Origin of the sequence: Enterobacter chengduensis, assembly GCF_001984825.2 — a bacterium.
GTDB classification, from domain to species: domain Bacteria; phylum Pseudomonadota; class Gammaproteobacteria; order Enterobacterales; family Enterobacteriaceae; genus Enterobacter; species Enterobacter chengduensis.
The window spans coordinates 1,687,934-1,708,337 of record NZ_CP043318.1; the positions used below are offsets into that span (position 1 = coordinate 1,687,934).

General features: G+C 57.9%; 23 protein-coding genes. 13 read left to right on the forward strand and 10 right to left on the reverse strand.

The features are described from left to right. Positions 1-54: 54 nt before the first annotated feature. Entirely contained in the window at positions 55-606 is a 552-nt protein-coding gene (locus tag FY206_RS08325) for a TetR/AcrR family transcriptional regulator (RefSeq protein ID WP_032639141.1), read from the forward strand. A gap of 21 nt (positions 607-627) precedes the next feature. Here FY206_RS08325 and arsC read toward each other — a convergent pair whose 3' ends face one another. From arsC to FY206_RS08345, 4 genes are all read right to left on the reverse strand, one after another. After that, positions 628-1,059, reverse strand: a complete 432-nt coding sequence (gene arsC / locus FY206_RS08330; RefSeq protein WP_032639143.1) for a glutaredoxin-dependent arsenate reductase — start codon at positions 1,057-1,059, stop codon at positions 628-630. Between the two features lie 12 nt (positions 1,060-1,071). Next, positions 1,072-2,361: an arsenic transporter gene (locus FY206_RS08335; protein WP_045890485.1), complete on the reverse strand. Its 1,290-nt coding sequence runs from the start codon at positions 2,359-2,361 to the stop codon at positions 1,072-1,074. A 40-nt stretch (positions 2,362-2,401) separates the two neighbouring features. Further along, the gene (locus FY206_RS08340) at positions 2,402-2,722 is read right to left on the reverse strand and encodes a metalloregulator ArsR/SmtB family transcription factor (RefSeq protein WP_032639147.1); all 321 of its coding nucleotides are present in this window, start codon (positions 2,720-2,722) and stop codon (positions 2,402-2,404) included. 253 nt (positions 2,723-2,975) lie between these two features. Next, positions 2,976-4,661 (reverse strand): aspartate:alanine antiporter, encoded by a 1,686-nt coding sequence (locus tag FY206_RS08345; RefSeq protein WP_014169303.1) that lies wholly within the window; start codon positions 4,659-4,661, stop codon positions 2,976-2,978. A gap of 279 nt (positions 4,662-4,940) precedes the next feature. On the opposite strand from FY206_RS08345, the gene FY206_RS08350 reads away from it, so the two are divergent. Next, positions 4,941-5,309: an inner membrane protein YbjM gene (locus FY206_RS08350; protein WP_080500327.1), complete on the forward strand. Its 369-nt coding sequence runs from the start codon at positions 4,941-4,943 to the stop codon at positions 5,307-5,309. A gap of 30 nt (positions 5,310-5,339) precedes the next feature. Here FY206_RS08350 and FY206_RS08355 read toward each other — a convergent pair whose 3' ends face one another. Beyond that, positions 5,340-5,609 carry a GrxA family glutaredoxin gene (locus tag FY206_RS08355; protein WP_028012502.1) on the reverse strand — a complete coding sequence of 90 codons (270 nt, stop codon included), beginning with the start codon at positions 5,607-5,609 and terminating at the stop codon, positions 5,340-5,342. Between the two features lie 183 nt (positions 5,610-5,792). Between FY206_RS08355 and nfsA the strand changes: the two genes are divergently transcribed. The 11 genes from nfsA (at position 5,793) to FY206_RS08420 (ending at position 16,549) form a co-directional block, all read left to right on the forward strand. Further along, positions 5,793-6,515 carry a nitroreductase NfsA gene (gene nfsA / locus FY206_RS08360; protein ID WP_032639151.1) on the forward strand — a complete coding sequence of 241 codons (723 nt, stop codon included), beginning with the start codon at positions 5,793-5,795 and terminating at the stop codon, positions 6,513-6,515. A gap of 69 nt (positions 6,516-6,584) precedes the next feature. Further along, positions 6,585-7,487, forward strand: a complete 903-nt coding sequence (gene rimK / locus FY206_RS08365; RefSeq protein WP_032639152.1) for a 30S ribosomal protein S6--L-glutamate ligase — start codon at positions 6,585-6,587, stop codon at positions 7,485-7,487. A 63-nt stretch (positions 7,488-7,550) separates the two neighbouring features. Continuing rightward, complete coding sequence (locus FY206_RS08370) at positions 7,551-8,027, forward strand: YbjN domain-containing protein (RefSeq protein ID WP_032639153.1); 477 nt, start codon at positions 7,551-7,553, stop codon at positions 8,025-8,027. A gap of 351 nt (positions 8,028-8,378) precedes the next feature. Next, the gene (gene potF, locus FY206_RS08380; RefSeq protein ID WP_032639154.1) at positions 8,379-9,491 is read left to right on the forward strand and encodes a spermidine/putrescine ABC transporter substrate-binding protein PotF; all 1,113 of its coding nucleotides are present in this window, start codon (positions 8,379-8,381) and stop codon (positions 9,489-9,491) included. 98 nt (positions 9,492-9,589) lie between these two features. After that, positions 9,590-10,723, forward strand: coding sequence for a putrescine ABC transporter ATP-binding subunit PotG (potG, locus tag FY206_RS08385; protein WP_021240929.1), 1,134 nt, complete (start codon positions 9,590-9,592; stop codon positions 10,721-10,723). Positions 10,724-10,732: 9 nt separating this feature from the next. After that, entirely contained in the window at positions 10,733-11,686 is a 954-nt protein-coding gene (gene potH, locus FY206_RS08390) for a putrescine ABC transporter permease PotH (RefSeq protein WP_032639155.1), read from the forward strand. After that, the gene (gene potI, locus FY206_RS08395) at positions 11,683-12,528 is read left to right on the forward strand and encodes a putrescine ABC transporter permease PotI (RefSeq protein WP_008503447.1); all 846 of its coding nucleotides are present in this window, start codon (positions 11,683-11,685) and stop codon (positions 12,526-12,528) included. Before potH ends, potI begins: the two co-directional genes overlap by 4 nt. 65 nt (positions 12,529-12,593) lie before the next feature. After that, complete coding sequence (locus tag FY206_RS08400; RefSeq protein ID WP_032639156.1) at positions 12,594-13,067, forward strand: YbjO family protein; 474 nt, start codon at positions 12,594-12,596, stop codon at positions 13,065-13,067. Positions 13,068-13,107: 40 nt separating this feature from the next. Next, positions 13,108-14,238, forward strand: coding sequence for a 23S rRNA (uracil(747)-C(5))-methyltransferase RlmC (gene rlmC / locus FY206_RS08405; RefSeq protein WP_032639157.1), 1,131 nt, complete (start codon positions 13,108-13,110; stop codon positions 14,236-14,238). 150 nt (positions 14,239-14,388) lie between these two features. Continuing rightward, positions 14,389-15,096 carry a response regulator transcription factor gene (locus FY206_RS08415; protein WP_032639158.1) on the forward strand — a complete coding sequence of 236 codons (708 nt, stop codon included), beginning with the start codon at positions 14,389-14,391 and terminating at the stop codon, positions 15,094-15,096. After that, complete coding sequence (locus FY206_RS08420) at positions 15,080-16,549, forward strand: sensor histidine kinase (protein ID WP_032639159.1); 1,470 nt, start codon at positions 15,080-15,082, stop codon at positions 16,547-16,549. Before FY206_RS08415 ends, FY206_RS08420 begins: the two co-directional genes overlap by 17 nt. Before the next feature lie 79 nt (positions 16,550-16,628). Here FY206_RS08420 and artJ read toward each other — a convergent pair whose 3' ends face one another. The 5 genes from artJ to artP all read right to left on the reverse strand — a co-directional run bounded on the left by artJ (position 16,629) and on the right by artP (position 20,404). Then, the gene (gene artJ, locus FY206_RS08425; RefSeq protein ID WP_032639160.1) at positions 16,629-17,360 is read right to left on the reverse strand and encodes an arginine ABC transporter substrate-binding protein ArtJ; all 732 of its coding nucleotides are present in this window, start codon (positions 17,358-17,360) and stop codon (positions 16,629-16,631) included. A gap of 173 nt (positions 17,361-17,533) precedes the next feature. Continuing rightward, on the reverse strand, positions 17,534-18,202 hold the full coding sequence (artM, locus tag FY206_RS08430) for an arginine ABC transporter permease ArtM (RefSeq protein WP_032639161.1): 669 nt from the start codon (positions 18,200-18,202) through the stop codon (positions 17,534-17,536). Next, the gene (artQ, locus tag FY206_RS08435) at positions 18,202-18,918 is read right to left on the reverse strand and encodes an arginine ABC transporter permease ArtQ (protein WP_025912907.1); all 717 of its coding nucleotides are present in this window, start codon (positions 18,916-18,918) and stop codon (positions 18,202-18,204) included. Before artQ ends, artM begins: the two co-directional genes overlap by 1 nt. A 6-nt stretch (positions 18,919-18,924) precedes the next feature. Further along, complete coding sequence (gene artI / locus FY206_RS08440; protein ID WP_008500032.1) at positions 18,925-19,656, reverse strand: arginine ABC transporter substrate-binding protein ArtI; 732 nt, start codon at positions 19,654-19,656, stop codon at positions 18,925-18,927. Positions 19,657-19,675: 19 nt separating this feature from the next. Continuing rightward, positions 19,676-20,404 (reverse strand): arginine ABC transporter ATP-binding protein ArtP, encoded by a 729-nt coding sequence (gene artP, locus FY206_RS08445; RefSeq protein WP_032639162.1) that lies wholly within the window; start codon positions 20,402-20,404, stop codon positions 19,676-19,678.

Here is a 20,404-nt window from a genome sequence, read left to right on the forward strand (position 1 = left end):
GCGACAACACTAGCAAGTTTGTGTACATTTGTACATAAACCACGTGAGGAATTTATGAGCAGACCACCGAACGATCCGCATCGCCGGGAAAAAATACTCCAGGCAACGCTCGATACCATCGCCGAGCACGGGATTCACGCCGTCACGCACCGTAAAATCGCCACCTGTGCGGGCGTGCCGCTGGGGTCGATGACCTACTATTTCGACGGCATGGAGCCGCTGCTGGAGGAGGCCTTCACGTGGTTTACCCGCCAGATGTCGCAGCAGTACCGGGATTTCTTCGCAGGCGTCACCGGGCCGGAAATGGCGTGCGAATCCATCACCACCCTGATCCACAGCTCGCAGGTGACCACGCCGCACAACATGGCGCTGATGTACCAGCTCTACGCCTTTATGCACCGCAGTGCGGCGCTCAAGACGGTGATGCAGGACTGGATGAAGATGAGCCAGACTACGCTTGAGCAGTGGTTTGACCCGGTCACCACCCGCGCGCTGGACGCGTTTATCGAAGGGATGACGCTGCACTATGTGACTGACCGGACGCCGCTAACACGGGAAGAGATCCGGGCGATGGTGGGCAGGATTGCGGGCGAGGGGAACCCTTAGGTATCCCGCGCCCCGTCAGTTTTACCTGTGTTGAATTTTTTTCCCGCTGGCGTCCACGACCGCTTCGCCATCCTCTTTCGTAAAAGCCCCTTTCTGCGCATCCGGCAGGATGTCGAGAACGACTTCAGACGGGCGGCACAGGCGGGTGCCCAGCGGCGTGACCACGATCGGACGGTTAATCAGGATTGGGTACTGAAGCATAAAACCGATAAGCTGCTCGTCGGTGAACGTATCTTCCGCCAGGCCGAGCTGTTCATAGGGCTCCACGTTTTTACGCAGCAGATCCCGCACCGAAATCCCCATATCGGCAATCAGGGTGGTCAGCGTATCGTGCGACGGCGGGGTTTCCAGATAGAGGATTACCTCCGGCTCCGTGCCGCTGTTGCGGATCATCTCCAGCGTGTTGCGCGAGGTGCCGCAGGCGGGGTTGTGATAAATGGTGATGTGGCTCATATCGGTTGCTCATTACAGTGTGAAGGAGAGACGTAGCGCCAGCGCGGCGAGCGTCACAAACAGGACCGGCAGCGTCATGATGATGCCCGTCCGGAAATAGTAGCCCCAGGTAATCGTCATGTTTTTCTGCGCCAGCACGTGAAGCCAGAGCAGGGTGGCGAGGCTGCCGATAGGCGTGATTTTTGGCCCCAGATCGCAGCCAATCACATTGGCATAGATCATCGCTTCTTTGATTAGTCCTGTTGCCGTGCTGCCGTCAATGGAGAGCGCGCCAATCAGCACCGTGGGCATATTGTTCATTATGGATGACAGGAACGCGGTGATGAACCCGGTGCCCAGCGTGGTGGCCCACAATCCGTGCCCGGCCAGGCTATTCAGTACGCCAGTGAGAGAGTCCGTCAGCCCGGCATTGCGCAGGCCATACACCACCAGATACATCCCCAGCGAGAAGATGACAATTTGCCACGGTGCGCCGCGCAGCACTTTTCCGGTGTTTATTGCATGTCCCCTTTTTGCGACAGCGAATAAAATCAGTGCGCCGACGGTGGCGATGGCGCTGACCGGAATGCCGAGAGGTTCAAGCACAAAGAAGCCGACGAGAAGAAGGAGCAGCACGATCCAGCCCGTTCTGAACGTCGGGAGATCGTGAATGGCCCGCGCGGGCTCCTGGAGTTTTGCCAGGTCATATGCCGGAGGAATATCCTTGCGAAAGAACAGATGCAGCATCACCAGCGTTGCAGCAATCGCGGCGATATCTACCGGGATCATTACCGAGGCGTATTCGCTGAACCCCAGCTTAAAGAAGTCCGCTGAGACAATGTTGACCAGGTTGGAGACTATCAGCGGCAGGCTGGCGGTATCGGCGATAAAACCTGCCGCCATCACAAACGCCAGCGTCGCCTGCTTGCTGAACCCCAGCGCCAGCAGCATGGCGATAACTATAGGCGTCAGGATCAGCGCCGCGCCGTCATTGGCAAACAGCGCCGCCACGGCTGCGCCCAGCAGCACGATATACGTAAACAGCAATCGCCCGCGACCGTTCCCCCAGCGGGCAACATGCAGCGCCGCCCACTCGAAAAAGCCGGACTCATCCAGCAGCAGGCTGATGACGATGACGGCGATAAACGTCGCCGTGGCGTTCCAGACGATATTCCACACGACAGGGATATCGTTAACATGGATCACGCCGCTGGCGAGCGCCAGTACGGCGCCAAATGTCGCGCTCCAGCCGATACTCAGTCCTTTCGGCTGCCAGATGACCAGTACCAGCGTAAACAGAAAAATAGCCCCTGCCAGGAACATCTTTTACTCCGTTGCATCTGTTTTTGTGAATGTGTTGTGATTAGCAAGAACCCGGAAGCCGGTTTTTCAACTTCATACGCGTCTCTTCCCGCAGGCAGTTCCAGCTGGTGTCGATAACGGCTGCCGCCCATGCAGGCATGTTGGGAGAGAGACGGTAGTGAACCCATTTCCCCTCGCGACGGTCGATAACCAGCCCGGACTCGCGCAGCAGGGCCATATGGCGGGAGATCTTTGGCTGCGACTCGGCGGTGGCGGAGCAGAGATCGCAGACGCACAGCTCGCCCGCTTCGCGGAGCAGCATAATGATGGCGAGCCGCGTTTCATCGGAGAGGGTTTTGAAGAGGTGGAGCGGGTGGAGCATGGGAGTTCCTGCTGGTGTTGTTTTAATATATGTTTAATCATATATGTTTTGGTGGCAGGAGAAAAGACGAGATTTGAGAAAGGGGAATTTCAGGCAACAAAAAACCCATCAACCTTGAACCAAAACGGCGGGGTTGATGGGCTCCACAAATTGGGGACATCAAAGAAAAGCAGTGGCACTAGTTATGACTGCCCCCTGCTAAAAAAGTTCTGCGCGTAACAAAAATATTTTCCGCCACGCGCATTCTTAGGAGTTATCCGAGCCCCGGCCAGATGATGATGATTAGCGTACCCGCCAGCGTCAGCAGCACGTTGGCGATAGCGTACGTGCCCGCATAGCCCAGCGCCGGGATGTTGCTGCGCGCGGTGTCGCTGATGATTTCCATCGCGGGGGCACAGGTACGCGCGCCCATCATCGCCCCGAACAGCAGGGCGCGGTTCATGCGCAGCACGTAGGCGCCGAACAGGAAGCAGATCACCACCGGCACCAGGCTGACGATAAGTCCTGAAACCAGCATTTGCCAGCCGACGGCACCAAGGCTGTGGCCTATCCCGCTGCCCGCGCTCAAGCCTACGCCCGCCATAAAGACCATCAGACCGAACTCTTTCACCATGTTCAATGCGCCCTGCGGAATGTAGCCAAAGGTCGGGTGGTTCGCTCGCAGGAAGCCCAGCATGATCCCGGCAAACAGCAGCCCGGCGGCGTTACCGATGCCGAAGCTAAAGTTGCTGAACTGGAAGGTGATCATCCCGATCATCAGGCCAACGATAAAGAAGGCGCAGAAGGCCAGCAGGTCGGTGACCTGGCTGTGAATGGAGATAAAGCCGATGCGGTCGGCCACGGTTTTCACGCGTCGCGCGTCGCCGCTGACCTGCAAAACGTCGCCTTTGTTGAGCACGACGTTATCGTCGATCGGCATCTCAATCTGGCTGCGGATCACGCGGTTGAGGAAGCAGCCGTGGTCGGTCAGCTTCAGCTGCGCCAGGCGACGGCCCACGGCGTTATGGTTTTTCACCACGATCTCTTCGGTGACGATGCGCATGTCGAGCAGGTCGCGGTCGAACACCTCTTTGCCGTTACGGAAGCTCGGGTCGAGACGGGCGTGCGCGTCCGGATAACCCACCAGCGCGATGTCGTCGCCCATCTGCAGCACCGCGTCGCCGTCCGGGTTCGCCAGAATGCCGTTACGGCGGATACGTTCGATGTAGCAGCCCGTCTGGCGGTAAATACCCAGCTCGCGCAGGTTTTTGCCGTCTGCCCAGGCCACCAGCTCTGGCCCAACGCGATAGGCGCGGATCACCGGGAGATAGACTTTACGTTTGGAGTCGGTATCGAGACCGCGCTCGCGGGCGATTTGCTGGGCGCTGGTCTGCAGATCCTGGTGCTGCAGTTTTGGCAGGTAGCGCGCGCCTACAATCAGGCTCACCAGACCAATCAGATAGGTCAGGGCATAGCCCAGGCTCAGGTGGTCGAGCGCGGTAGAGAGCTGCGCGCCGGCCATGCCGGAATGACGCAGGGTATCACCGGCACCCACGAGCACCGGGGTGGAGGTCATGGAGCCTGCCAGCATACCGGCCGTTAACCCGATATCCCAGCCAAACAGTTTACCCAGCCCCAGCGCGATCAGCAGCGCGCTGCCGACCATCACCAGCGCCAGCATCAGATAATTTTTGCCGTCGCGGAAGAAAATTGAAAAAAAGTTAGGTCCCGCTTCCACGCCAACGCAAAAAATAAACAGCATAAAACCTAAGTTGAGCGCGTCCGTGTTAATGCTGAAGTGCTGCTGGCCTAATAATAGTGAGACGACTAAAACGCCAATGGAATTACCGAGTTGAACCGACCCCAGGCGCAATTTACCCAGGCAAAGACCCAGCGCCAGTACCACAAATAATAACAGGATGTAATTCCCATTTAACAAGTCTGCGACGTTTATATTCACGGAGGCTAACTTCTTGTTTACTAGTAAGTTGTTGAATGAAAGGACTTTTTGGGCTACTGTTTTCTGGGTCAGGGAAAGGCGTTAACGCTCCCTGTTTCCTGCTTTATTCCCTAAAACATTAGCTGGCGTGTAGTTTAATCGCATTAGCTACTGACAGCCACCTATTATCGCATCACCCTGTGCGTACTTTGGCAAGGATTGCCGCATTGCTTTATCTGACTGGGCGTCTACCCGACGAAAGTGTATTTGATAGAGATAAGTCAGGAGGATAGTTTGAATATGAAACGAAACTGGGCGGGAGTGATCAGCTGCTTTTTGCTGTTCACGGTCGTCTGCATGTCGCTCGCGTTTAATGTGAAAGGGGCATTCAGGGCGTCGGGTCACCCGGAGCTGGGGCTACTCTTTTTCACGCTGCCGGGGGCTGCGGCCAGTTTTCTCTCCCGGAAAGGGGAGGTGGTGAAGCCGCTGCTGGGCGCTATGCTGGCCGCGCCGCTGTGTCTGCTGCTGATGCGCCTGCTGTACGTTTCAACCCGGAGTTTCTGGCAGGAACTGGCGTGGTTGTTGAGCGCCGTATTCTGGTGCGCCCTTGGCGCGCTCTGCTACCTGTTTGTGCGCAGCCTGCTTAAACATCGACGGCAGCACAAATAAAAACGCCCTCACGGTGAGGGCGTCTTGTCATTACTGCTCGGCAAACAGGCCAAGATGCTCTTTGGCGTAGGCTTCAAAGTCGGTGCAGCCGCCGATGTGTTTCTGATCGAGGAAGATCTGCGGCACGGTTTCAACCGGCTTGCCGACGGTTTTTTCCAGATCCGCTTTGGTGATGCCTTCCGCGTGGATATCCACATAGCGGAAGTTGAAGTCATCGCGCTCTTCGGTCAGTTTCTCAGCCAGCTCTTTCGCGCGTACACAGTAGGGGCACCCTGGACGACCAAAAATTACTGCAAACATTTCTCTCTCCTCAAAAAACAAGCCTGACGGCGAATAGGCATATAGTGCCCGATAACCTGCCGCCATTAAAGAAGGTTTCGCCTGTCGCTTTGATACAGTCAGGCTATGTTTCGCCAATTACATCGTGCAAATCATTGCCTATACTGGCTGGCATAAGGTTTAAGCAAGACAAAGAGAGACAAGATGACACCCACGATTGACCTGCTCCAGTCCCACCGCTCCATTCGCCACTTCACCGACGAGCCGATTACCGACGCGCAGCGTACCGCCATCATTAACAGCGCCAGGGCGACCTCGAGTTCCAGCTTCCTGCAGTGCAGCTCCATTATTCGCATTACCGACAAGGCCATGCGTGAAGAGTTAGTGACGCTCACCGGCGGACAAAAGCATGTGGCTCAGGCCGCCGAGTTCTGGGTATTCTGCGCCGACTTTAACCGCCACCTGCAGATCTGCCCTGAAGCGCAGCTGGGGCTGGCCGAACAGCTGCTGCTGGGCGTGGTGGATACCGCCCTGATGGCGCAAAACGCCTTCACGGCTGCGGAGTCGCTGGGGTTAGGCGGCGTCTACATCGGCGGCCTGCGTAACAACATCGAAAGCGTAACCGAGCTGCTGAAGCTGCCAAAACACGTGCTGCCGCTGTTCGGCCTGTGTCTCGGCTGGCCGGCGGATAACCCGGATCTCAAGCCGCGCATTCCTGCGGCGATGCTGGTGCATGAAAACCACTACCAGCCGGTCGATCGCGACGTCCTGCATCAATACGATGAAGAGCTGGCGAATTACTATCTGACGCGCGACAGCAATAACCGCCGCGACACCTGGAGCGACCATATTCGCCGCACCATCATTAAGGAAAACCGTCCGTTTATTCTCGATTATCTGCACAAACAGGGCTGGGCGACGCGATAGTCCATTTATCCTGTGCCTGCCTGCGTATATGATACGCAGGCTTTTTCCGTGTCTTCAGAGAGGTGCAGGGTGAAAATTGCCATATTGTCCCGGGATGGAACGCTCTATTCATGTAAACGCCTGCGAGAAGCGGCAGCCAAACGCGGGCATCAGGTTGAGATCCTCGATCCGATGTCCTGCTATATGAACATCGACCCGGCCGCCTCGTCGATTCACTACAAAGGCCGCAAGCTGCCGCACTTTGATGCGGTGATCCCGCGCATCGGCTCGCAGATTACCTATTACGGCACCGCCGCGCTGCGCCAGTTTGAGATGCTGGGCAGCTATCCGCTCAACGAATCCGTCGCCATTTCCCGCGCCCGCGACAAGCTGCGCTCGCTGCAGCTGCTCGCCCGTCAGGGGATCGATCTCCCCGTCACGGGGATTGCCCATTCCCCGGACGACACCAGCGATCTCATTGACATGGTGGGCGGCGCGCCTCTGGTGATCAAGCTGGTGGAAGGCACGCAGGGCATCGGCGTGGTGCTGGCGGAGACGCGTCAGGCGGCAGAAAGCGTGGTTGACGCCTTTCGGGGACTGAATGCGCACATTCTGGTGCAGGAGTATATTGAAGAGGCGAAAGGTCGCGATATTCGCTGCTTCGTGGTCGGTAACGAAGTGGTGGCGGCCATCGAGCGGCAGGCGAAAGAGGGCGACTTCCGCTCTAACCTTCACCGCGGCGGCGTTGCCAGAATCGCCGATATCAGCGATCGCGAGCGGGAAATTGCCGTGAAAGCGGCGCAAACCCTGGGGCTGGACGTGGCGGGCGTAGACCTTCTGCGGGCGACGCGCGGGCCGCTGGTCATGGAAGTCAATGCTTCTCCGGGGCTGGAAGGTGTGGAAAAAACCACCGGCGTCGATATTGCGGGTAAAATGATCGCATGGATTGAGCGTCATGCGACGCCGGGCTACTGTCTGAAAACGGGCGGTTAAATGGCATTGAACGCACTTTTTGCGTAATCTAAGCGAAGTTTTTATTTAAGAGGCTGCACAGCGATGGATTTACAGGTCGTACCTACACTGGATACGTTACGTCAATGGCTCGATGATGCCGGAATTACGTTCTTCGAATGCGATTCCTGCCAGGCGCTGCATCTGCCTCATATGCAGAATTTCGACGGCATTTTCGATGCCAAAATCGATCTGATTAACGACGTGATCCTTTTCTCCGCGCTGGCCGAAGTGAAGCCCTCCGCGCTGCTGGCGCTGGCCTCCGACCTGTCGGCCATCAACGCCAGTTCTTTGACGGTGAAGGCATTTCTCGACATACAGGATGATAATCTGCCAAAACTGGTCGTTTGCCAGTCTTTATTCTCCGGGGCAGGGCTGTCTTTCAAGCAGTTCGCCTGGTTTATGCGCTTGAGCGAAGAGCAAATTTCCATGGTAATGATGGAAGCCAATGCACACCATCTGCTGTATAGCGCGGAAGAGGATGCAGAGAATAATGATGCATCTCCCAATTTTCTCCACTAAGGCTGTCTGACTTTTGCGCAGTCGCTGCCATAGCGACTGCAGAAGGCCATCTTTTCTGCTGCTTTTAACCTTTCTTTAAAGAATTTTTCACCTCCCTGAAGGCCGTTTCGGCTTATCACGTAGACGTAACCTGCATAAAAAATTGATAAAAGGCGTTTTTTCGTCTGGGCTATAGCCGGAGACACGGGCTACAGTTATTCTTGCGATGCTTCAAAAAGCGAGCGGATCCTGCCGGGTAAAGAGGTTTCTTTTTATTTTGAGCAGAGCGACAAACTATGCATGAATTTTGCATACATCCAGATTGCACAGTTTTAGTTCGTTTGTTAACGAGCTTTCAGAAGGAATAACACTATGATCGCCTTGAATAAAAAATGGTTATCGGGTCTGGTTGCGGGTGCTCTGATGGCCGTCTCTGCCGGCACGCTCGCTGCGGAACAAAAAACGCTGCACGTTTATAACTGGTCTGACTATATTGCGCCGGACACGGTGGCGAATTTTGAGAAAGAGACCGGCATTAAAGTGGTCTACGACGTGTTCGATTCCAACGAAGTGCTGGAAGGAAAGCTGATGGCGGGCAGCACCGGGTTTGACCTGGTCGTGCCTTCCGCAAGCTTCCTCGAGCGCCAGCTGACGGCGGGCGTCTTCCAGCCGCTGGACAAGAGCAAGTTACCGAACTGGAAAAACCTCGACCCGGACGTGCTGAAGCTGGTGGCTAAACACGACCCGGACAACAAATACGCGATGCCTTACCTGTGGGCGACCACCGGTATCGGCTTTAACGTCGACAAAGTGAAAGCGGCGCTGGGCCCGGACGTCAAGCTGGACAGCTGGGACGTGGTGCTGAAGCCGGAAAACCTTGCGAAGCTGAAAAGCTGCGGCGTCTCCTTCCTTGACGCGCCGGAAGAGATTTTCGCCACCGTGCTGAACTACCTCGGCAAAGATCCGAACAGCAGCAAGGCGGATGACTACACCGGTCCGGCGACCGATCTGCTGCTGAAGCTGCGTCCAAACATTCGTTACTTCCACTCGTCTCAGTACATCAACGACCTGGCGAACGGCGACATCTGCGTCGCGATCGGCTGGGCAGGGGACGTATGGCAGGCGGCGAACCGCGCGAAAGAGGCGAAAAACGGCGTAAACGTTTCTTACTTCATCCCGAAAGAGGGGGCGCTGGCCTTCTTTGACGTCTTCGCGATGCCGGCTGACGCTAAAAACAAAGACGAAGCCTACCAGTTCCTCAACTACCTGATGCGTCCGGAAGTGATCGCCCACATCAGCGACCACGTTTACTACGCCAACGGTAACAAGGCCTCCGTGCCGCTGGTGAGCGAGGAAATCCGTAATAACCCGGCTATCTATCCGCCAGCGGACGTGTTCGCCAAGCTCTTCACCCTGAAGGTTCAGGATCCGAAAATTGACCGCGTGCGTACCCGCGCGTGGACCAAGGTGAAAAGCGGTAAGTAACCCTTTGTCACAGGCCGGGTAAGCGAAGCGCCCCCGGCAACAGGCGCACCGTTCTGGTGCGCCTGCACCATGATTTGATCTCTACCGGAGAACACCCCGTGAATGACGCGATCCCCCGCCCGCAGGCGAAAGTCCGTAAAGCGCTGACCCCGCTTCTTGAAATTCGTAACCTCACCAAATCTTTCGATGGCCAGCATGCCGTGGACGACGTCAGCCTGACTATCTATAAAGGCGAAATATTCGCGCTACTGGGCGCATCGGGCTGCGGCAAATCGACCCTGCTGCGCATGCTGGCCGGTTTTGAACAGCCGACCGCCGGGCAGATCGTGCTCGACGGCGTGGATCTCTCCAGCGTGCCGCCGTATCAGCGCCCGATCAACATGATGTTCCAGTCCTACGCGCTGTTCCCGCACATGACGGTGGAGCAGAACATCGCCTTTGGCCTGAAGCAGGACAAGCTGCCGAAGGCCGAAATTACCGCACGCGTGGCCGAGATGCTGAGCCTGGTGCACATGCAGGAGTTTGCGAAGCGTAAGCCGCACCAGCTCTCCGGCGGCCAGCGCCAGCGCGTGGCCCTGGCCCGCAGCCTGGCAAAACGCCCGAAACTCTTGCTGCTCGACGAGCCGATGGGCGCGCTGGACAAAAAGCTGCGCGACCGTATGCAGCTTGAAGTGGTGGATATCCTCGAGCGCGTGGGGGTGACCTGCGTAATGGTGACCCACGACCAGGAAGAGGCGATGACCATGGCCGGACGTATCGCGATCATGAACCGCGGGAAGTTCGTGCAGATTGGCGAGCCGGAAGAGATTTATGAGCATCCGACCACCCGCTACAGCGCGGAGTTCATCGGCTCGGTTAACGTCTTCGAAGGGCTGCTGAAAGATCGTCAGGAAGATGGCCTGGTCATCGAATCGCCGGGTCTGCAGCATCCGCTTAAGGTCGATCCTGATAACTCGGTGGTGGATAACGTGCCGGTCTACGTCGCGCTGCGGCCGGAGAAGATCATGCTCTGCGAAGATCCGCCTGCCGATGGCTACAACTTTGCCGTGGGCGAAGTGGTGCACATTGCCTATCTGGGCGATCTGTCCATCTATCACGTGCGCCTGAAAAGCGGACAGATGCTCAGCGCCCAGCTGCAGAACGAACACCGCTATCGCAAGGGGCAGCCAACATGGGGCGACGAAGTACGCCTGTGCTGGGATGCTGACAGTTGCGTCGTGCTGACGGTATAAGGGGCGATCATGAGTACACTTGAACCTCCAGCCCGCGTAGAAAAAGCGGGCGGCGTTGCCAGCTGGCTGACGCGCATGCAGATGAAGCACGGCCGCAAGCTGGTGATCGCCATGCCTTACGTGTGGCTGGTCCTGCTGTTCCTGCTGCCGTTCCTGATTGTTTTCAAGATAAGCCTGGCGGAAATGGCGCGGGCGATCCCGCCCTACACCAACCTGCTGGACTGGGCCGACGGGCAGCTGACGCTGACCTTAAACCTGGGCAACTTCCTGCAGCTGACGGACGACCCGCTCTATTTCGAAGCCTATCTGCAGTCGCTTCAGGTGGCGGCGATTTCGACGCTCTGCTGTCTGGCGATGGGCTACCCGCTGGCGTGGGCCGTGGCGCACAGCAAGCCGTCGACGCGTAACATCCTGCTGCTGCTGGTGATCCTGCCGTCGTGGACCTCGTTCCTGATCCGCGTTTACGCCTGGATGGGGATCCTGAAAAACAACGGCGTGCTCAACAACTTTCTGATGTGGTTAGGCGTTATCGATCAGCCGCTGACGATCCTGCACACCAACCTCGCGGTCTATATCGGCATTGTGTACGCCTATCTGCCGTTTATGGTGCTGCCGATCTACACGGCGCTGACGCGGATTGATTATTCGCTGGTGGAAGCGTCGCTCGATCTTGGGGCGCGTCCGCTGAAAACCTTTTTCAGCGTCATTGTCCCGCTCACGAAAGGCGGGATTATTGCCGGGTCAATGCTGGTCTTTATTCCGGCGGTAGGGGAGTTTGTGATCCCGGAACTGCTCGGCGGCCCGGACAGCATCATGATTGGCCGCGTGCTGTGGCAGGAGTTCTTCAATAACCGCGACTGGCCGGTGGCGTCGGCGGTGGCGATCGTGATGTTGCTGCTGCTGATCGTGCCGATCATGTGGTTCCACAAGCATCAGCAGAAACAGATGGGAGATCGCGGATGAACAACCTACCGGTAGTACGCTCCCCGTGGCGAATCGCGATCCTGGTGATCGGCTTTACCTTCCTGTATGCGCCGATGCTGATGCTGGTGATCTACTCGTTCAACAGCTCCAAGCTGGTGACGGTCTGGGCGGGCTGGTCGACGCGCTGGTACAGCGAGCTGTTCCACGACGATGCGATGATGAGCGCGGTGGGGCTGAGCCTCACCATTGCGGCGCTGGCGGCGACCATGGCGTCCGTGCTGGGCACCATCGCCGCGCTGGTGATGGTGCGCTTTGGGCGTTTTCGCGGCTCGAACGGGTTCGCCTTTATGATCACCGCCCCGCTGGTCATGCCGGACGTGATCACCGGTCTCGCGCTGCTGCTGCTGTTCGTGGCCCTGGCGCACGCCATCGGCTGGCCGGCGGATCGCGGCATGCTCACCATCTGGCTGGCGCACGTCACCTTCTGTACCGCCTATGTCGCGGTGGTGATCGCCTCGCGCCTGCGCGAGTTGGATCGCTCCATTGAAGAGGCGGCGATGGATCTCGGCGCGACGCCGCTGAAGGTCTTTTTCATCATCACGCTGCCGATGATTATGCCGGCGGTGATCTCCGGCTGGCTGCTGGCGTTTACGCTGTCGCTGGACGATCTGGTTATCGCCAGCTTTGTCTCCGGCCCGGGGGCGACGACGCTGCCGATGCTGGTCTTCTCCAGCGTGCGCATGGGGGTCAACCCGGAGATTAACGCCCTGGCCTCTATCATCCTCGGCGTGGTCGGAATTGTCGGATTTATCGCCTGGTATTTGATGGCGCGCGCGGAAAAACAGCGCGTGCGCGATATCCAGCGTGCAAGACGCGGCTGAAGGATTTAAAATTTCCAGTGATGTGCCGCGCATGACGCGGCACTGTTTTTCAGGGAAGTAAAACATTGGGATTATTAAAAAAATCACGTATTACGCACGCGCGTCCTAACGTCCCTGCGCTGGTTCAGGTGGCGGCGCTCGCCATTATTATGATCCGCTGCCTGGACGTGCTGATGATTCTGAACACCCTGGGCGTGCGCGGCATCGGTGAATTCATTCACCGCAGCGTGCAGACGTGGAATCTGACGTTGGTCTTTCTGAGCAGCCTGGTGCTGGTCTTTATCGAAATCTACTGCGCGTTTTCGCTGGTCAAAGGGCGCAACTGGGCGCGCTGGGTCTATCTGCTGACGCAGGTGACCGCCGCCAGCTATCTGTGGGCCGCCTCGCTGGGATATGGCTATCCGGAGCTGTTCAGCATTGCAGGCGGATCCAAACGCGAAATCTTCCATGCGCTGGTCATGCAGAAATTGCCAGATATGCTGGTGCTCCTGCTGCTCTTTGCGCCAGCCTCAAGCCGGCGGTTCTTCCGTCTGCAATAATGTGTATAATCGCAGCCCTCGTTTTCCTTAAGGTTTTCATATGCAGTGCGCACTCTATGACGCCGGACGCTGCCGCTCCTGTCAGTGGATAGAACAGCCGGTCTCTCAACAACTCACCGCCAAAATGGCCGACCTACAACAGCTGCTGGCAGCCCGCGCGGTGGGCGAATGGTGCGCGCCCGTCAGCGGCCCGGAAAAGGGTTTTCGCAACAAAGCCAAAATGGTGGTCAGCGGCAGCGTCGAAAAACCGCTGCTGGGGATGCTGCACCGCGACGGCACGCCGGAAGATTTAACCGACTGCCCGCTCTATCCTGCGTTGTTTGAACCCGTCTTTGCCGCGCTGAAACCGTTTATCGCGCGGGCAGGGTTAACGCCCTACAGCGTCGCCCGCAGGCGCGGCGAGCTGAAATACCTGCTGCTGACCGAAAGCCAGCAAGACGGCGGCATGATGCTGCGCTTCGTGCTGCGCTCCGAAACCAAGCTGGAACAGCTGCGCGCGGCGCTGCCGTGGCTGCAGGAACAGCTTCCGCAGCTTAAGGTCATCACCGCAAACATTCAGCCGGTGCATATGGCGATCATGGAGGGGGAGAAAGAGATCTTCTTCACCGACCAGCACGCGCTGGCCGAAAGCTTCAACGGCGTGCCGCTGTGGATCCGCCCGCAAAGCTTCTTCCAGACCAACCCGACCGTCGCGAGCGCGTTATACGCCACCGCCCGCGACTGGGTGCGCGCGTTACGCGTTAATCATATGTGGGATCTGTTCTGCGGCGTCGGCGGCTTTGGGCTGCACTGCGCCACGCCGGAGATGCAGCTCACCGGCATTGAGATTTCTGCCGAAGCGATTGCCTGCGCGAAGCAGTCCGCCGCCGAACTGGGGTTAACGAATCTGCACTTCCAGGCGCTCGACTCCACGCAGTTCGCCACCGGCCAGGGCAACGTGCCGGAGCTGGTGCTGGTCAACCCGCCGCGCCGCGGCATCGGCAAGGCGCTTTGCGATTACCTGAGCCAGATGGCGCCGGAATACATCATCTATTCCAGCTGCAACGCGCAGACCATGGCGAAAGACATCGCCAGCCTGCCGGGCTATCGCGTTGAGCGCGTTCAGCTTTTCGATATGTTCCCGCATACCGCGCATTATGAAGTGCTGACGTTGTTGGTAAAAACGCGCTAATCCTTAACATCGCCCGGTGGCTCGGGTAGGCCGGGTAAGGCGCAGCCACCACCCGGCATGAACCCCGCACAATGTTCAACAAAATGTGAACTCTTCATCCCGGCGAAATCAGGTAAGCTTACGTCATAAGAATTGAATGAAGGCTTACCTATGAAGCAGATCCTGCTGGTGGAAGACGACCACGATATCGCGGCGCTTCTGCGACTCAATTTAGAAGACGAAGGCTACGCCATCACCCACGAGCCCGACGGGGGCAACGCCCTGCAGCGCCTGGAAAAACAGCCGTGGGATGCGGTGATCCTCGACCTGATGCTGCCCAACGTTGACGGGCTGGAGATTTGCCGCCGCATCCGGCAGATGACGCGCTACCTGCCGGTCATCATCATCAGCGCCCGCAGCAGTGAAACCGACCGCATCACCGGGCTGGAAACCGGCGCCGATGACTATCTGGCTAAGCCGTTTTCGGTGCAGGAGCTGATTGCGCGCATCAAAGCGCTGTTCCGCCGTCAGCAGGCGATGGGGCAGGCGCAAACGGACGGGCACATCCAGGCCCACGGTCTGACCATCGATCCGCTGGCGCGCAGCGTGCTGCTCCACGGCCAGGTGGTGGATCTCACCCCGCGTGAATTTGAGCTGCTCTACTTTTTTGCCCGCCACCCGGGCGAGGTCTTTTCCCGTCTGGCGCTGCTGGAGCAGGTCTGGGGCTACCAGCACGAAGGCTATGAGCACACCGTCAACACCCACATCAACCGCCTGCGCATCAAGATAGAGAAGGACGCCGCCGAGCCGGAGATAATTCGCACCGTCTGGGGCAAGGGCTATAAATTTGCGGAGCCAAACCATGATGCGCCGTTTTAGCCTGAGCCAGCGCCTGACGCTGCTGTTCATCCTGCTGATGATGCTCTGCGCTGCCGTTGCCTGCGCGGTGCAGCTCTACACCAGCACGCAGTACGGCAACGCGATGGTGCAGCGGCTGTCTGGCGGACTTGCGCAGCAGATCGTCCAGCGGGAACCGATTCTGGACGCGCAGGGCCGGGTTGACCGAACGGCGCTCAAGCCGCTGTTTGACCGGCTGATGACCTTCAATCCGAGCGTTGAGCTGTACGTTGTCTCGCCCGACGGCGATATCCTGGCCGATGCCGCACCGCCGGGCCATATTCAGCGGCAAAAAATCGACCTGGCACCGGTTCAAACCTTCCTGAGCGGCACCGCCATTCCGGTACTGGGCGACGATCCGCGCAGCCAGAATAAAAAGGTCTTCAGCGCCACGCCGCTTCGGCAGGACGGCGAGCTTAAGGGCTACCTGTATATTATTTTGCAGGGCGAGGAGTCGAACGCGCTGGCGGAAATGGCCTGGCACAGGGCGCTGTGGAGCACGGTGCTTTGGTCGCTGCTGTGGGTGGCGCTGTTTGGCCTGCTGGCGGGCCTGCTGGTCTGGTACTGGGTCACGCGCCCGGTTAAACGTCTGACGGAAGAGGTTGCCGGGCTGGAGCAGGACAGCATTAGCGCAATCAGGCTGCTGGCGGCACAGCCGCCGGAAGACGCGGCAAATGACGAAGTGGCGCGCCTGCGCAACAGCTTTATCGAGCTGGCGCGCAAAATCACCCAGCAGTGGGATCGGCTGGCCGACAGCGATCGCCAGCGCCGGGAGTTTATCGCCAATATTTCGCACGATCTCCGCACGCCGCTGACCTCGCTGCTGGGCTATCTGGAAACCCTGTCGCTCAAGTCCGCGACCCTGACGCCGCAGGAGCACCAGCAGTATCTCGCCACCGCGCTGCGTCAGGGACAAAAGGTGCGCCATCTTTCGCAGCAGCTGTTTGAGCTGGCGCGCCTTGAGCACGGCGGCATCAAGCCGCAGCGAGAGCGTTTCGCGATGGGGGAGCTGATCTCCGACGTGGCGCAGAAGTTTGAGCTTACCGCCCGCACGCGCGAGGTGAATTTGCATATTGACGTGCCGGGACCGCTGCCGCTGGTCAACGCCGACGTGTCGATGATCGAGCGCGTGGTGACTAACCTGCTCGATAACGCGATGCGCCATACGCCGACCGGCGGGGAAATTCGCCTGGCGGTCTGGCAGGAGAATGAACGGCTTCAGGTTGAAGTGGCCGACAGCGGTACGGGCGTGGATGCCTCGCTGCGCGACGATCTGTTCCAGCGGCCTTCGGCGCTGAATACCCAGGCATCGCGGGAGAATCGCGGCGGGTTGGGGCTGTTAATCGTGAAACGGATGCTGGAGCTGCACGGCGGTGGAATACGGCTGATGGAGTCGGTGAGCGGGGCGCGGTTCAGATTCTTTGTGCCGCTTTGAGAAATTGCCGGGTGGCGGCTTCGCCTTACCCGGCCTACAGACTACCACCCCCGTAGGACGAATCACCCGGCAAAAAACGTTACTGCGGGAACCACTGGTCGCTGATTTTCTGATACGTACCGTCCGCTTTAATCGCCTTCAGCGCGCCGTTCAGTTTTTCCCGCAGGGCTTTGTTATCCGGACGTACCGCGATGCCGAGGCCCGTGCCGAAGTACTGTGGATCGGTCACTTTCTCGGTCGCCGTGCCCAGCTGCGGGTTGGTTTTCAGCCACTCGTTCACCACGGCGGTGTCGCCGAAGACGCCGTCGATACGGCCATTTTTCAGGTCGATAATCGCGTTCTGGTAGCTGTCATAGGCCACGGTTTTCACTTCAGGATGTTTGTCCTGGAGGTATTTCTGGTGCGTGGTGCCGTTTTCCATCCCGATGCGTTTGCCTTTCAGCTGGTCGAAAGAGGTATAAGCGCCTTTCTTCGCAATCACCACCGCCGAGTTGGCGTAGTACGGGTCGGTGAACGCCACCTGCTTGCTGCGCTCCGGCGTGATGTCCATCCCGGAGATCACCGCGTCATATTTTTTGAACTTCAGCGACGGGATCAGGCTGTCAAAAGCATGGTTGGTAAAGGTGCAGTCGGCCTGCATCTGTTTGCACAGGGCTTTCGCCAGGTCAATGTCGAAACCCACGATCTGGTTGCTGGCATCCAGCGATTCAAACGGCGGATAGGTGGCGGACACGCCAAAATTGATTTTATCCGCAGCGGATGCGCCAGCGGCGAAGGTTGCCAGTAATGCGGCCAGAACTAACTTTTTCATTGTAATGCTCCCGTCTGTCTTATTGATGCGCCGTGTCTGCGGCATGGATGTACAATGCCAGTTAATGAATTTGTATGCAATAAAAATGATTAAATATTGTGTTTGTTGCAAAAAAAAGCGGATAACCCATCAGGTTACCCGCTTTATAAATACCGTTTTATGCATTCGCGTGGTTAATTTCTGCGCTCAAACGCCAGCGCTTTACGCTCAATCAAACGCATCATCAGCGTCAGCAGACCGTTCACCACCAGATACACCACGCCCGCCGCGCCGAACACCATCACGTCATAGGTGCGCCCGTACAGCAGCTGTCCGTGGCCCATCACCTCCATCAGGGTGATGGTGTAGGCCAGCGAGGTACTTTTGAACACCAGCACCACTTCGTTGGAGTAAGAGGAGAGCGCGCGCTTAAAGGCGTACGGCAGCAGGATCGCCAGCGTGTCTTTCTTGCTCATGCCGAGCGCCCCGCAGGACTGCCACTGGCCCTCCGGGATGGCGCGGATCGCCCCGTAGAACAGCTGGGTGGTATAGGCCGCGCTGTTCAGGGAAAGGGCTATCAGGGCGCACAGCCACGGCTCAGAGAGCAGGTGCCAGATAACCGGATACTCCTGCAGCGACGGGAACTGGCCCGGGCCGTAGTAAATCAGGAAGATCTGCACCAGCAGCGGCGTACCGGTAAACAGGGTGATGTAGCCGCGCACAACCCACACCAGCACCGGCGTTTTCAGCGTCAGGATGATGGTGAAGATAAGGGCCAGGATCAGCGCCACGATGATGGACGCCACGGTCAGCGTCAGGCTGGTGTGCAGCCCTTTCATCAACTCGGGAAAGTATTCAAGCATCAGCCTGGTCTCCGTTCAAAGCGCGTCGCCCGCAGGTCAATACGCTTGAGGATGTACTGACTGAGCAACGTAATCACCAGGTAGATCGCCGCCGCCACAATGTACCAGGTGAAGGGCTCCTGGGTACGGGTGGCGATGCTTTTGGTTTGCAGCATCAAATCGTTAACGCTTATCAGGCTCACCAGCGCGGTATCCTTCAGCAGCACCAGCCACTGGTTGCCGAGGCCCGGCAGGGCATGACGCCACATCTGCGGCATCACCAGACGGAAGAAGATCGCCGATTTCGACAGCCCTAACGCCTGGCCCGATTCCCACTGCCCCTGCGGCACGGCCTTCAGCGCACCGCGCAGGGTTTGCGACGCATACGCCGAGTAGAGCAGGGAGAGGGCAATCACGCCGCACAGGAACGGGCTGACGTCGAAGTTGTCAATCTGCATCTGCACCGGGATCTGCGCAAAGCCGAGATTAATCGTGAAGCCGTCCGACAGCGTAAGCAGCAGCTGTGACGAGCCGAAATAGATAAACAGGACCACCAGAATTTCCGGTAGCCCACGCAGCACGGTGACCAGCGCGGAGCCTGCCCAGGCGACGGGGAACCATTTCGCGGATTCCCACACCGCAAAGAACATCGCCAGCACGAGGCCGATAATCAGTGCGCAAACGGCAAGGCCGACGGTCATCCCGGCGGCGCTTGCTAAAGGAAAAATTTCATTCATCAGGAATTACTTCTGGAACCATTTTTTGTAGATGGTTTCGTAGGTGCCGTCTTTCTTCACTTTTTCCAGCGCAGCGTTGAATTTCTGCTGCAGCTCGGTGTTGCCCTGACGAACGGCAATGCCCAGACCGGTACCGAAGTAGTCCTTATCGGTCACTTTGTCGCCCACCGGGGCCAGCTTGTCGTTGGCTTTCAGCCACTCGGTCACCACCGCGGTATCACCGAAAACGCCGTCGATACGGCCATTTTGCAGATCCAGCTTCGCGTTCTGGTAGCTGTCATACGGAACGGTGGTGATTTCCGGATGTTTATCCATGATGAATTTCTGGTGCGTGGTGCCGTTCTGCACGCCCACTTTTTTGCCTTTCAGCTGATCGACAGAGGTGAATTTCCCTTTCTGACCAATGAACAGGGCGGAGTTGTCGTAATAAGGGGTGGTGAACAGCACCTGCTTTTCACGCTCTGGGGTGATGTCCATACCGGCCATCACGGCGTCGATACGGCGGAACTTCAGGCTTGGGATCAGGCTGTCGAACGCCTGGTTGCTGAAGGTACAGGTCGCATCGATCTCTTTACACAGGGCGTTCGCCAGGTCCACGTCGAAGCCCACAATTTTATTGTTCGCATCAATCGACTCAAACGGAGGGTAGGACGCTTCCGTGGCGAAACGAATGGTCTGGGCTGCGGTAGCAGAAAGGGTAACGCCAGCGAGCAGCACGGCAAGTAATACTTTTTTCATTATATTTCCCCTGACACAATCAATGAGATAAATAGTTTTTGAAGGCATCGGTTTGCGGGTTTGCGAAGCAGCTCGCATCACCTTGCTCAACGATATAGCCGTTTTCCATGTACACCACGCGGCTGGCGGTTTTACGCGCCACTTCCACTTCGTGGGTGACGATAACCTGCGTAATGTTGGTTTCCGCCAGCTCGCGAATGATGCTGACGATCTGGGCGGTGATCTCCGGGTCCAGCGCTGCGGTCGGTTCATCAAACAGCAGAACGGCGGGCTCCATCATCAGCGCGCGGGCAATGGCGACGCGCTGCTGCTGACCACCGGAAAGGTGCAGCGGATAGCGGTCGCTGTAGGGCTTAAGGCGCAGACGATCCAGCAGCTTGTCGGCACGGGCAATCGCCTGATCCTTGCTTAACCCCAGCACGCGGCACGGCGCTTCAATTAGGTTTTGCAGGACGGTCAGATGCGGCCAGAGATTGTATTGCTGGAAGACCATGCCGACGTTTTGACGCAGTTCACGAATCGCTTTATCAGACGGCGTTTTTGCAAAATCAAAATGGTTACCGGCAATCGCCAGCGTACCCGAGCGGGGCATTTCAAGCAGATTAAGGACGCGCAGAAGGGAGCTTTTGCCTGCACCGCTTGGGCCAAGCAAAACCAGCGTTTCGCCTTCCGGGCAGTTCAGCGTGATGTCAAACAGCGCCTGGTGTGCGCCGTAGAAGCAGTTAATGCCGTTTAGTTTAATACTCAT

Bases quoted from the DNA above. Each gene is read 5' to 3' on its own strand.
- arsC (WP_032639143.1), bottom strand. From the start codon at position 1,059: ATGAGCCACATCACCATTTATCACAACCCCGCCTGCGGCACCTCGCGC.
- artI (WP_008500032.1), bottom strand. From the start codon at position 19,656: ATGAAAAAAGTATTACTTGCCGTGCTGCTCGCTGGCGTTACCCTTTCT.
- FY206_RS08370 (WP_032639153.1), top strand. From the start codon at position 7,551: ATGGATTTACAGGTCGTACCTACACTGGATACGTTACGTCAATGGCTC.
- nfsA (WP_032639151.1), top strand. From the start codon at position 5,793: ATGACACCCACGATTGACCTGCTCCAGTCCCACCGCTCCATTCGCCAC.
- FY206_RS08355 (WP_028012502.1), bottom strand. From the start codon at position 5,609: ATGTTTGCAGTAATTTTTGGTCGTCCAGGGTGCCCCTACTGTGTACGC.
- potH (WP_032639155.1), top strand. From the start codon at position 10,733: ATGAGTACACTTGAACCTCCAGCCCGCGTAGAAAAAGCGGGCGGCGTT.
- artP (WP_032639162.1), bottom strand. From the start codon at position 20,404: ATGAGTATTAAACTAAACGGCATTAACTGCTTCTACGGCGCACACCAG.
- FY206_RS08420 (WP_032639159.1), top strand. From the start codon at position 15,080: ATGATGCGCCGTTTTAGCCTGAGCCAGCGCCTGACGCTGCTGTTCATC.
- FY206_RS08350 (WP_080500327.1), top strand. From the start codon at position 4,941: ATGAAACGAAACTGGGCGGGAGTGATCAGCTGCTTTTTGCTGTTCACG.
- potI (WP_008503447.1), top strand. From the start codon at position 11,683: ATGAACAACCTACCGGTAGTACGCTCCCCGTGGCGAATCGCGATCCTG.
- FY206_RS08335 (WP_045890485.1), bottom strand. From the start codon at position 2,361: ATGTTCCTGGCAGGGGCTATTTTTCTGTTTACGCTGGTACTGGTCATC.
- potF (WP_032639154.1), top strand. From the start codon at position 8,379: ATGATCGCCTTGAATAAAAAATGGTTATCGGGTCTGGTTGCGGGTGCT.
- FY206_RS08415 (WP_032639158.1), top strand. From the start codon at position 14,389: ATGAAGCAGATCCTGCTGGTGGAAGACGACCACGATATCGCGGCGCTT.
- FY206_RS08325 (WP_032639141.1), top strand. From the start codon at position 55: ATGAGCAGACCACCGAACGATCCGCATCGCCGGGAAAAAATACTCCAG.
- FY206_RS08340 (WP_032639147.1), bottom strand. From the start codon at position 2,722: ATGCTCCACCCGCTCCACCTCTTCAAAACCCTCTCCGATGAAACGCGG.
- artM (WP_032639161.1), bottom strand. From the start codon at position 18,202: ATGCTTGAATACTTTCCCGAGTTGATGAAAGGGCTGCACACCAGCCTG.
- rlmC (WP_032639157.1), top strand. From the start codon at position 13,108: ATGCAGTGCGCACTCTATGACGCCGGACGCTGCCGCTCCTGTCAGTGG.
- artJ (WP_032639160.1), bottom strand. From the start codon at position 17,360: ATGAAAAAGTTAGTTCTGGCCGCATTACTGGCAACCTTCGCCGCTGGC.
- artQ (WP_025912907.1), bottom strand. From the start codon at position 18,918: ATGAATGAAATTTTTCCTTTAGCAAGCGCCGCCGGGATGACCGTCGGC.